Origin of the sequence: Trabulsiella guamensis ATCC 49490 (assembly GCF_000734965.1) — a bacterium.
Lineage (GTDB): Bacteria > Pseudomonadota > Gammaproteobacteria > Enterobacterales > Enterobacteriaceae > Trabulsiella > Trabulsiella guamensis.
This window is the reverse complement of the sequence record NZ_JMTB01000005.1, coordinates 1-10,393: the sequence shown is the minus strand read 5'-3', so window position 1 is coordinate 10,393 and position 10,393 is coordinate 1. Positions and strand designations below refer to the sequence as shown.

Genomic DNA, 10,393 nt, shown 5'->3' with positions numbered 1-10,393 from the left:
CCATCTTTAAAGACGGTCACGGCATCGCTGAGGGAAAAAATCTCCTCCATACGGTGGGAGACATACAGGATAACGCGCCCCTCGTTACGCAGTTCGCGGATGACGCGGAACAGGTTGTCGATTTCGCGTGCCGATAACGAACTGGTCGGTTCGTCAAAAGCGATAATTTTGGCGTTACGCGCCAGCGCTTTGGCAATTTCCACCATCTGCCACTGGCCGATGGAGAGATACTTCAGCGGCGTTTCCGGGTCAATATTGAGCCCCAGATGCTCCAGTTGCAGACGCGCTTCGTAATTCAGCAGCGAGCGATTCACAATCCCGCCTTTATGCGGCAATTGCCCGAGATAGATGTTTTCCGCCACCGTCATTTCAGGCACCAGATGCAGTTCCTGATAAATGATGGCTACCCCGGCATTCAACGCAGCGGTGGTATCAGCAAACGCCATCTCCTGACCGCGGATCCGCAGGGTTCCGGCCGTCGGCGAATAGTTGCCGCTGAGGATTTTAAGCAGTGTGGATTTTCCGGCGCCATTCTCTCCCATCAGCGCGTGAACCTGTCCGGAATAGCAGTCGAAACTGATATCCGACAGTGCTTTCACGCCGGGAAATGTTTTGGTGATGCCGTGAAATGAGAGATACGGTGTAGACTGTTGCATAACGACTCCGCCAGTAAGTTCAGCACGCGTCCTGCTGCCCCGCGCTCACGCCGGGGCAGCAGGTGTGCGTTTTACAGCCCTTTCTTCGCCAGCTCTTCTTTGAAATTGTCACGCGTGATCAACACAACGTCGGTCACCGCAGTGAATTTCGGCGGTTCAGCGCCTTTGGTAACCCAGTTGTAGAGCAGCTCACTGGTCTTATAACCATGCACGTCCGGGCTTGGCAGCAACGAACCGTAGAAACCGGTAGCCTGCGCTTTTGACAGTTCGTTCACTGCATCCACGCCGTTAATGCCGATGCCAATAACGTCGTTGGCTTTAAAGCCCTGCCCTTCGGTGGCGCGAACGCCGCCCAGCACGGTATTGTCATTCATACCGACCACCAGCCAGTGTTTGACTTCAGGATGCTGAACCAGCAGGGAGTTACCGGCATCGAATGCACCGGGGATATCGTTAGATTTGGTGGGCACTTTATAGATTTGCGCTGCCGGGAAGCCTGCCGCTTTCAGCGCATCCATAGAACCGGTAGTGCGACGACGCGCGGTATCCAGCTCATCGGCAGTAATGGCCATTACGCCGGTTTGTTTGACATCCCAGCCGCGTTTTTGCATCTCTTTATACAGCTCTTGTCCCTGACGGGCGCCAATTTCACTGGCCGCCATCATCACCAGCGGGACGTTTTCCATCGGTTTACCTTTCGCGTTAACGAACTGGTCATCGACGGTAATCACTTTCATATCATAGCTGCGCGCCTTCGCCACGATGGCTGGCCCCAGCTTCGGGTCTGGCGTACAGATAACAAACCCTTTTGCACCGCTGGCGGCAAGGCTGTCGATCGCATTCAGCGTTTTCTCACCATCAGGTACGGCGATTTTAATGACATCAAATCCTAAATCTTTACCGGCTTTATCGGCAAAGCGCCATTCAGTCTGGAACCAGGGTTCTTCCGGCTGCTTCACCAAAAAACCCAGTTTCATATTCTCTGCGATAGCCGATTGTGACATAACCGCAGCGAGACCGATCGCCGCCAGTGCTTTAGTAAATTTGTGCATGGTAAACTCCAGCTTTAGTGCTCTTTTATGTAGGGAAAAATCTGACTTCTGAATTTATTCGGACATAAAACAACGCATTAGCATCGATCACAGCAACAATGCCCATGTGAGTTTATTAATAGCGGGAAATTAATTATCCATAAGAGAGCGCCATCACACCGCAGAATTACAGTAATTGAGTGCATAGATTTAGCGAGATATGACATAATTTTTAACGTAATCATCATACAATAACATCATGCCATGACAGAATAATCCATGTGATCAGCCAACTTATCCTCATTGGCCTGTGCGCATGGCGTCCAGGGCATTTGTGTCACCCATTGCGGAGAATTTTTCTGAAAGGTTTTAGTCAGATGGCAAAAAAGATCGCAAGGGCAACATCCAGTTAACGAAATATTTCGCCAGGATTTTCTTTTATTTTACCGGTAACAATCATTATTTTGTCATATTATCCGACTTGTATTTTACGGATAATATCTTTGCATTATATATCAGCCTCTTACAGATTATATTTTTTAGAATATGTCTTAAAATTTGGTAATTCCTCATTCCTGTAACGAAACGTAAATAGCAAACTTTAGGTATTTTCTTATCCAATATTTCGCGCTATTATTATTTCCGCCGATATAAACCATATTCTGTATCGACATTTCTTTTGTTATTACGTTTATTATTTCGAGTGCACTCGCGCTGTATACAGCTGCCGTGCGCGTGACTTCTCTATGTAATTTAGGATATTAGTATGACTGTCAACGGAATGGCGCAAAAACTCAACGCTCAGATGAACCTCGAATTCTACGCCTCTAACCTTTGCCTGCGTTTTAGCGAATGGTGTAGTGAGCATCATCTGGACGGTACCGCCACTTTCCTGCGTAATCAGGCACAGGCAAACGTGACTAAAATGATGCGCATGTTTGATTTTATGAAAACCTCCGGTGCATGGCCGGTGATTAAAGGTGCAGACACCTCTGGCGCCACCTGTTCCACGCTGGAAGATCTGTTTCTGAAATCACTTGAAGAACATCAACAGCGCAGCCACACGCTCTCCGCGCTGACCGCCGAAGCGCAGAAAATTCAGGATGGCGAAACCCTGAATTTTCTCCACTTACTGGAAAAAGAGCAGCAACAGGATGGCCTGTTACTGCAAACGATTCTGGAAGAAGTTCGCAGCGCTGAGCAGGCGGGTCTTTGTCCGGAACAGACTGATCAGCATCTGCTGAATGTCGTGAAATTCCAGCAACACTAATCGCTCCTCAGAACACTCTTCTTCTGATACCGTTAATCCCGGTGCCCTGCGACCGCAGGACGCCGGATTAATGGGCCTCGCTCTGCGGGGTAAATTTCAGTTCAATCAGCGCAATCGCTTTCTGAATAGCGCGACGTGTGACCGGATCAACCCCGGCCTGGTGGCTGGAAAAATCAATCGACTTCAACTGTGATGCCATTTTGTCGCGCACTTCAACGGGCGCAATCACGTCAATGACATCCAGAATTTGCTTAATCACCAGTTGGCAGGCGACGACGTCTGAAACCAGTTCATCATTAGCGGTAAGTTGTTGCGACATTTTTTTACTCCTTCTTTGCGGAGCGCCATAGTACCCTAAAACGCGAATAACGCGGGGCATAATACGATCAATAAAAAAGGGAATGGGACACCGACATTGAGCAGCGAAGGCAAACCAACGCCGTTAGCCTTCGCTGGTGATTTATGCCCTGATAGTTTGTGGACTCTCCGCGAGTGTCAACACGCGAAAAAGCGAAAAAAAACCCGGCGACAAGATGGCCGGGTTGCCTTGTTCTTCAGGTTACGCCAGTCTTTCGCGCACGAATGCTTCGATGGTTTTATCCTGACAATTTTCGAAGAAACACTGCTGGAAGCGCGGTCCAGAGATGGCTGTTTTCACCAGTTCAGGATCGATAGCGCGCAGGGTATCCAGATAATTCTCTTTCACCACCGCCGCTTTTACCTGATTCAGGATCCCGGCATTGCGCACCTGTGGTTCCTTACGCTCCGGTGGATACCCTTCGCCATTACGTCCGGTAAACGCCTTCTCAAAGATAAAGCGCACATTCAGTTCCGCTCCCCAGCCGAAACCTTTGGCGAAAGGCAGCGAAAGCGCGTTGCCGTTGTTGATCTGCGCAAACAGGAAAGCGTCAGCCGGATCGATGCAGTAGCCGCACACCACGCCCGGGTGAATGTTTAGCGACATCAGCGCGCCCTGACCGGTACCGCAACCGGTCACCACAAAATCCACTGCTTTTGAATTCAGCAGAATGCTGGCCATGATACCAAGGTGGATATAAGTCAGGTGATGATCCTGTTCATCGCTCATCCCCACGTTATAGACAGGAAAGCCTTTGTCACCGGCAACAGCATTCAGTTCTTTCAGGATGATGGCGTTTTTGCTCGCCTGGCTGTTTTCCATCATCAGTGCAATCTTCATGTTTTCACTCCTGATTACGGCGGGGAAACCCGCAATGAATATGCTCACAGGCTGACACCTTACTATTCAATAAACCAACTTTCAAATTTAATGAAAAACTGTTTTATAAATCAGCTAAAATAACGATAAAAAGTTAATAAAAAGATCTATCCGTGGTGTGAACCGTTCGTTAGACTGATGAATACTGCACGCTTTATTAGGATCGCTTCTGTGAATCGTCGCTGGTGCCAGTTACTCAAAAGATCACTTTACGGCTTACAGATAGTTCTCTTTCTGTTTTGCGCGACACCACTGTTGGCCGCGCCGAAGCCTGTACCTGTCTGGTTATATGACGACGAAAACTTCGAATTCTGGCGTGATGCCAATGGGCATTATCAGGGTTATTATCAGGAGCTTTTTCGCGCCATTAATGAGAAGTATGGTTATAACTTCCAGTTGCATCCCGTCGATGGTGAAGAGATCACCCGCCTTTTTAATGGGAATCACTATGGTCTGTATGCGGGTGTATTACGTACCGAAGAACGCGCGGCCAGTAAAATCCTCTCCGTACGGTTATTCGATAATGAAGTGGTGGCCGCCAGTCTGATACGCAGTGCCGACACCCAGGATGACCTGGATCATGCGCGCGTGATTTTCCGCCGTAATGACGCCACGTTTGACCAGGTCCGCAAACGTTACCCGACCCTGAAATTCGGTAAAGTGCTGCTCGTGGATGTCAGCCAGCAAGGTTTTGACCTGCTCCGCGAAGACAAGGCGGATTACTATATCAATGACGATTCGGAAATGGATGACACCCAGCACTATTATGCTATTTCCCGTCCATTTCCTGACCTCCGCATTCCAGTGACCATTGGGTTTAGTCCCGAATTTGCCAATGTCCGCAGCAATATCAATCAGTTAATCAGCGAATGGCAGCAGAACGGTAAACTTCATCAACTGGAAGAAAACAGCCGACGCAATTACCTGCTGAGCCGCATCCAGTTAACGCCTCAGGAAAGCGCCTGGATTGATCAGAACACGCTGGATGTCTGGTTGCCAAAAAACGAAAACTTCGCGCCGCTCATCTGGCAGGACAGCAACGGTTATCACGGCACTGCAATTGATATGATCCACGATATGCAGGAATTACTGCATATGAAAGTAAATGTGCATTACGTGGATAATTACGTCGCGCGCATGCGGCAGGAGAACTGGCCAGTACGACTGGTGGATATCATTAATGACCAGAATCCGTTACATACCAGCGGCATCATCGGCCCGTTGCAGTCCTGGCATAATGCCTGGTATACCCGCATCGATGAGCCATTTATTCGCGACGAAGAGCAGATCCGTTTTCAGCGCGTCGGGGTGCTGCGCGACTCATACGCCAGTTTGTATCTCCGGCAGCGCTTCGGTAACGACATCACCCTGGTGCCGGTCGATTCCGTCGATGCGTTGTTCGATGCCATAGATAATCACCGCGTCGATTACATTCTTGGCGATCTCAGTTCGCTGGAGCTGGCTCTGCGCGGCAATGAACTTTTTCGCGGCGTGCTTAAAGTCGCGGGGCTCACTCACTCCGACGATCAAATCGGCGCCTGGGTCGCGCCGGGCCATCCACTGCATTCATTGTTAACTGAAGTCCACCGTATCTCCAGCCTGCGCGCCCAGTTAGAGCGGCATCGTGAGCCGCCGGCGACGCTGGATATCAGCAAAAACACGCTCAAAGTCATAAGCGTAATCCTGCTGATTACTGCGCTGTTCAGCCTGTTCCTGGTGCTGCTGTTGCGCCGGCAAATCAGGAAGAATCATCTGGTAAACCGCAGCATTGTGGAAGCCATGGAAAAGGTGAACCGGGCGCATGATGATGAAACCGGCAGCCACATTCAGCGCGTGTCGGCCTACTGCGGCCTGCTGGCGAGGGAGCTGAAACTACCGCATCGCACAGTGAGAGACATCGAGCGTTTTGCCTCGCTGCATGATGTCGGCAAAATCGCTGTACCGGAGCGTATTCTGCGCAAAGAAGGGCCGCTCACAGAGGAAGAATTCAGTGAAATGAAGCTTCATACGCTGAAAGGCTGGCGGATTATTCAGGGGCTTGGCCTCGGTGCCATTGCGGAAAATATCATTCACTACCATCATGAAAAATGGGATGGCAGTGGCTATCCGGAAGGTCTGAAAGGTGCGGAGATCCCCATCGAAGCGCGCATTCTGGCGCTGGCGGATGTCTATGATGCGCTGCGGCAAAAACGTGTCTATAAACCCGGCTTCAGCCACGAACAGGCCTGCGATGTGATCTTCTCTGGCGCCGGAAAACATTTTGACCCACAACTCATTGCGCTCTTTCGCCAGTTGCACCCCCGGTTCCGCGAGATCTTCGATGCACGTGCGGATTAACGCCGCCGTTGCGATAACTAAGCACCGATTCGGCGGTTATTCTGCGGATTGCCGCCGCATCAGGCGGTTACGATAAGAAGATTTCTGTGCTTTCAGAGCGATACCATGAATAAATTTCTCCTTGCCGCTGCCGTTTTGTCGTTATCCGCCTGCACCATCACGCGCCAGGCGGAAGTCAGTAATGTGGACGCAAACAGCGGCGTTGTGCGTCTCTCCTATGGGCAAGCCATTTTGCAGTCCGCGCGGACCGATGACTACCTGGCGAACGGAACGGCGACGAAACAGTGCCAGCAACTCGGCTACGCAACAGCCGTCAGCTATGGGCAGCCCATCGTCACTTGCACCACTACCAGCGGCTCATTGTGTCTTAATAACAGCGTGACGATTCAGTATCAGTGCCGCGGTATCGCGATAACTCAGCCCAAATATAATGGGTACTGGTAATAAAAAAGGCCGACAACAAACTGTCGGCCTTTTATTTAAAACAGAATTATTCTCATTATCTTTTTCTTATTTGTCGGCAATGCGTGTTATTCCCATTCGTATTTTTAATAATTACTTTTCTTATTTTACCTTTTGCAAATAATTAGATAACAATTTATAGTGAGCCGCATAATAACCTCAACTGTTTGTTATTCCGGAGAAATGCGATGCTGAAATCTGAAATGATTGAAAAGCTCAATGAGCAGATGAACCTTGAGCTCTATTCTTCACTGCTCTATCAGCAGATGAGCGCATGGTGCAGCTATCACAGTTTCGAAGGCGCTGCCGCCTTCCTTCGCCGTCATGCTCAGGAAGAGATGGCACATATGCAGCGTCTGTTTGATTATCTGACGGATACCGGTAGCCTGCCGCGTATTAATACCATTCAAAGCCCGTTTGAAGAATATTCATCACTGGCAGAACTGTTCCGTAAAACCTATGAGCACGAGCAGCTCATTACACAGAAAATTAACGAACTGGCACATGCGGCCATGACCCATCAGGATTATCCGACCTTTAATTTCCTGCAGTGGTATGTCGCTGAACAACACGAAGAAGAAAAACTGTTTAAATCAGTTATCGACAAGCTGTCGCTGGTCGGTCAAAGCGGCGAAGGGCTGTATTTCATCGACAAAGAACTGTCGACGCTCGATGCGCAAAACTAAGTATGACGGCGGCAGTTTTTTACTGCCGCCTGCCTGCCCAGGCCGTAAAGTTATCGGTACACTCACTGTAATTCAGATTTGACGAAGCGGTAGATTTCCCCTACGCTGCGCGGCATATTTTGTTGTTATGACGTTCTGTTGCAGAGGAAAGCGTGAAGAACCGCATTCTGGGTAGTATTTTAATCGTTGCGGGCACCACGATAGGCGCAGGGATGCTGGCAATGCCGCTGGCGTCTGCGGGCGTTGGTTTTGGTGTCACTCTGGGGTTGCTGGTCTGTTTGTGGGGGCTGATGTGTTACACCGCCCTGCTGTTGCTGGAAGTCTATCAACACGTTCCTGCTGATACCGGGCTTGGTTCGCTGGCGCTGCGCTATCTCGGGCGTTACGGCCAGTGGGTGACCGGCTTCAGCATGTTATTTTTGATGTATGCGCTAACGGCGGCATACATCAGCGGTGCTGGCGAACTGCTGGCTTCCAGCCTGAGCCAGTGGTTGTCGGTGACCATGTCGCCTGCTACCGGGGTGTTGCTGTTCACCCTCGTCGGCGGTTGTATTATTTGCGTTGGCACCTCGCTGGTGGATTTCTTTAACCGTTTCCTGTTCAGCGCCAAAATCATCTTCCTGATTATCATGCTGGCGCTGTTACTGCCGCACATTCATCAGGTCAATCTGCTGACGCTGCCTGTCGAGCAAGGGCTGGCGCTGTCGGCCATTCCGGTTATCTTCACGTCATTTGGTTTTCATGGCAGCGTGCCAAGCATTGTCAGCTATCTGAATGGCAATGTACGTAAATTGCGCCGCGTGTTTATCATCGGCAGTTTTATTCCACTGGTTGCCTATATCTTCTGGCAACTGGCGACGCTCGGCAGTATCGACTCACCGGTGTTTAACGCATTACTGGCGACGAACAGCGGTCTGAATGGCTTGCTGCAGGCAATCCGCGAGGTGGTGGCATCGCCCCATGTCGAGCTCGCCGTGCATCTGTTTGCTGATCTGGCGCTGGCGACATCTTTCCTCGGTGTGGCGCTTGGGTTGTTTGATTATCTGGCCGATCTGTTCCAGCGTCAGAACACCGTACGCGGGCGTATGCAAACTGGCGTGATTACCTTTGTGCCGCCGCTGGCCTTCGCGCTGTTCTACCCACGCGGGTTCGTGATGGCGCTCGGCTATGCCGGCGTCGCGCTGGCGATACTGGCGCTGGTGATCCCGTCGCTGCTGGTTATGCGCAGCCGTCGTCATCACCCGGAGGCGGCGTATCGCGTGGCAGGCGGTAACATCGCCTTATGGCTGGTGTTTGCCTGCGGGATAGCGGTAATTGTGGTGCAGTGTTGTATCGCCGCAGGGCTGCTTCCGGCAGTCGGATAACAAAAATGGCCTTTCGGCCGTTTTTTATTGCTGACAGCAGTTTTTATATTTTTTCCCGCTGCCGCACGGACAAGGATCATTGCGACCGATTTTCGCATCGTTGCGTACCGGCTGCTTCATTACTGCGGCTTTCGGATGCGCCGTCCAGTAATCGAAAAGAGACAGCGCCGCTGGTGCGATTTTCTCAATGCTGTCGATAAATTCTTCAGCCGTGAAATTATCCAGACGCGCGAAGTTCTCTTCTGTACCGTGCAGCGCAATGGCATCCAGCGCCTGCTGTTTCGCATCCGGCAAACCGGACCAGTCTGCCAGTGCCACACCGCGCATATAGCCAAAGCACCACTCTTCAACAATCGTCAGGATCTGACCTTCTTCTTCGCGAGTGCCAAACAGCGGTTCGAACTGATCCGGGTAATCGCTAAGACGCTCGGCGATATCGTTCATATGTTGCAGGGTTAAATTGATAAAGCGATCGCGTTCTCGCTCATTCCTCCAGCGTGGCACAGCCTCCGCCCCGCCCCACACTGCCAGCAACCAGTCAGCAGGTTCTGTCTCATGCGGTGCCGAAAGAATGGCGGTCAGCATGCCATCCAGTTCAGACACATCAAGGACAGACTTCTCGCTGCCGTGTGTCGCCAGCGTGTCGTCGAGCCACTCGAGTTCGCTTTCGTTCAGGGGGCCGGTTTTCATTACGGGATACTCTTCAGAAAATTGGGGTGGCCATTTTAATCAAAACCGGTAGAAATTTCTCTTTCTCCGGGGGATATTGTTAGAACAACCTGCACAGGAGACGCTTATGTATTACACGTTCGGCAATACCACCATCCATTTCTACCGGTATCAGAGTACGATGTATGTCGCTCACTGGGATGGTGGCAATGTGAGCAGTGAGAACTTCAGGCAGTTCATCGAACAGATAACGCAAAAGACGGGGATTGACGCGAAAGAGATTGATGTCGCCGCACGCGACTATTTCAATAATGTTGACTAACGCTTGCAAATAAAAAACCGGGAAAACATGTTCCCCGGTTTTGTTTTTACGCGAGCCTGTTACATCATCAGAACGAGGCTTTAATACCAATCATCGCCGCGGTATCGCTGTAGCCTTTGTCACCGATCTGCTGACCGACGTTACCCCACAGGGTGACGTTCTTCGTCAGCTGACCTTCTACACCGGCTTTCAGTTCACCAATATTGCGGGCCCCTGCCAGTTCCACCTGCTCGCCGTTCAGCGACACACCAAAGTCTTTGCTGTTGTGGATCCAGTTGGCTTCCACGAACGGCTGGAAGGTGCGGCCTTTACCGTCATCAAGTTTATTGTGACCGTGGCCGTACAGACGCACACCAACG

The 10,393-nt window shown here is 50.8% G+C and carries 12 protein-coding genes; 6 read left to right on the top strand and 6 right to left on the bottom strand.

Annotation, left to right across the window (positions count from 1 at the left end; genetic code table 11):
- Both GTGU_RS00540 and GTGU_RS00535 read right to left on the bottom strand, forming a co-directional pair.
- Positions 1 to 656, bottom strand: a 656-nt coding sequence (locus GTGU_RS00540; protein WP_038153360.1) for an ATP-binding cassette domain-containing protein, incomplete at its 3' end; no start/stop codon positions are given.
- 71 nt (positions 657 to 727) lie between these two features.
- A complete protein-coding gene (locus tag GTGU_RS00535; protein WP_038153357.1) occupies positions 728 to 1,708 on the bottom strand; it encodes an arabinose ABC transporter substrate-binding protein in 981 nt (326 codons plus the stop codon).
- A 745-nt stretch (positions 1,709 to 2,453) separates the two neighbouring features.
- Between GTGU_RS00535 and GTGU_RS00530 the strand changes: the two genes are divergently transcribed.
- A complete protein-coding gene (locus GTGU_RS00530; protein ID WP_038153354.1) occupies positions 2,454 to 2,957 on the top strand; it encodes a non-heme ferritin-like protein in 504 nt (167 codons plus the stop codon).
- Positions 2,958 to 3,024: 67 nt separating this feature from the next.
- Here GTGU_RS00530 and GTGU_RS00525 read toward each other — a convergent pair whose 3' ends face one another.
- Both GTGU_RS00525 and GTGU_RS00520 read right to left on the bottom strand, forming a co-directional pair.
- A complete protein-coding gene (locus tag GTGU_RS00525) occupies positions 3,025 to 3,276 on the bottom strand; it encodes a DUF2766 family protein (protein WP_038153353.1) in 252 nt (83 codons plus the stop codon).
- 240 nt (positions 3,277 to 3,516) lie between these two features.
- On the bottom strand, positions 3,517 to 4,155 hold the full coding sequence (locus tag GTGU_RS00520; protein ID WP_038153352.1) for an RpiB/LacA/LacB family sugar-phosphate isomerase: 639 nt from the start codon (positions 4,153 to 4,155) through the stop codon (positions 3,517 to 3,519).
- Positions 4,156 to 4,365: 210 nt separating this feature from the next.
- On the opposite strand from GTGU_RS00520, the gene GTGU_RS00515 reads away from it, so the two are divergent.
- The 4 genes from GTGU_RS00515 to tyrP all read left to right on the top strand — a co-directional run bounded on the left by GTGU_RS00515 (position 4,366) and on the right by tyrP (position 9,043).
- Complete coding sequence (locus GTGU_RS00515; protein ID WP_038153350.1) at positions 4,366 to 6,531, top strand: HD domain-containing phosphohydrolase; 2,166 nt, start codon at positions 4,366 to 4,368, stop codon at positions 6,529 to 6,531.
- Between the two features lie 105 nt (positions 6,532 to 6,636).
- Positions 6,637 to 6,975, top strand: a complete 339-nt coding sequence (gene yecR, locus GTGU_RS00510) for a YecR family lipoprotein (protein ID WP_038153348.1) — start codon at positions 6,637 to 6,639, stop codon at positions 6,973 to 6,975.
- Positions 6,976 to 7,181: 206 nt separating this feature from the next.
- Positions 7,182 to 7,679: a non-heme ferritin gene (gene ftnA, locus GTGU_RS00505; protein WP_038153344.1), complete on the top strand. Its 498-nt coding sequence runs from the start codon at positions 7,182 to 7,184 to the stop codon at positions 7,677 to 7,679.
- Between the two features lie 152 nt (positions 7,680 to 7,831).
- The gene (gene tyrP, locus GTGU_RS00500) at positions 7,832 to 9,043 is read left to right on the top strand and encodes a tyrosine transporter TyrP (RefSeq protein WP_038153342.1); all 1,212 of its coding nucleotides are present in this window, start codon (positions 7,832 to 7,834) and stop codon (positions 9,041 to 9,043) included.
- A 24-nt stretch (positions 9,044 to 9,067) separates the two neighbouring features.
- On the opposite strand, the gene GTGU_RS00495 is transcribed toward tyrP, so the two are convergent.
- Positions 9,068 to 9,733 (bottom strand): YecA/YgfB family protein, encoded by a 666-nt coding sequence (locus GTGU_RS00495; protein ID WP_038153340.1) that lies wholly within the window; start codon positions 9,731 to 9,733, stop codon positions 9,068 to 9,070.
- A gap of 106 nt (positions 9,734 to 9,839) precedes the next feature.
- Here GTGU_RS00495 and GTGU_RS00490 point away from each other — a divergent pair, with 106 nt between their 5' ends.
- A complete protein-coding gene (locus GTGU_RS00490; RefSeq protein ID WP_038153339.1) occupies positions 9,840 to 10,034 on the top strand; it encodes a hypothetical protein in 195 nt (64 codons plus the stop codon).
- Positions 10,035 to 10,101: 67 nt separating this feature from the next.
- On the opposite strand, the gene GTGU_RS00485 is transcribed toward GTGU_RS00490, so the two are convergent.
- Positions 10,102 to 10,393, bottom strand: a 292-nt coding sequence (locus tag GTGU_RS00485) for an autotransporter outer membrane beta-barrel domain-containing protein (RefSeq protein ID WP_038153337.1), incomplete at its 5' end; no start/stop codon positions are given.

Excerpts from the sequence above, each read along its gene's own strand:
- GTGU_RS00490 (WP_038153339.1), top strand. The coding sequence starts at position 9,840 with ATGTATTACACGTTCGGCAATACCACCATCCATTTCTACCGGTATCAG.
- ftnA (WP_038153344.1), top strand. The coding sequence starts at position 7,182 with ATGCTGAAATCTGAAATGATTGAAAAGCTCAATGAGCAGATGAACCTT.
- GTGU_RS00495 (WP_038153340.1), bottom strand. The coding sequence starts at position 9,733 with ATGAAAACCGGCCCCCTGAACGAAAGCGAACTCGAGTGGCTCGACGAC.
- GTGU_RS00535 (WP_038153357.1), bottom strand. The coding sequence starts at position 1,708 with ATGCACAAATTTACTAAAGCACTGGCGGCGATCGGTCTCGCTGCGGTT.
- GTGU_RS00520 (WP_038153352.1), bottom strand. The coding sequence starts at position 4,155 with ATGAAGATTGCACTGATGATGGAAAACAGCCAGGCGAGCAAAAACGCC.
- yecR (WP_038153348.1), top strand. The coding sequence starts at position 6,637 with ATGAATAAATTTCTCCTTGCCGCTGCCGTTTTGTCGTTATCCGCCTGC.
- GTGU_RS00530 (WP_038153354.1), top strand. The coding sequence starts at position 2,454 with ATGACTGTCAACGGAATGGCGCAAAAACTCAACGCTCAGATGAACCTC.
- GTGU_RS00525 (WP_038153353.1), bottom strand. The coding sequence starts at position 3,276 with ATGTCGCAACAACTTACCGCTAATGATGAACTGGTTTCAGACGTCGTC.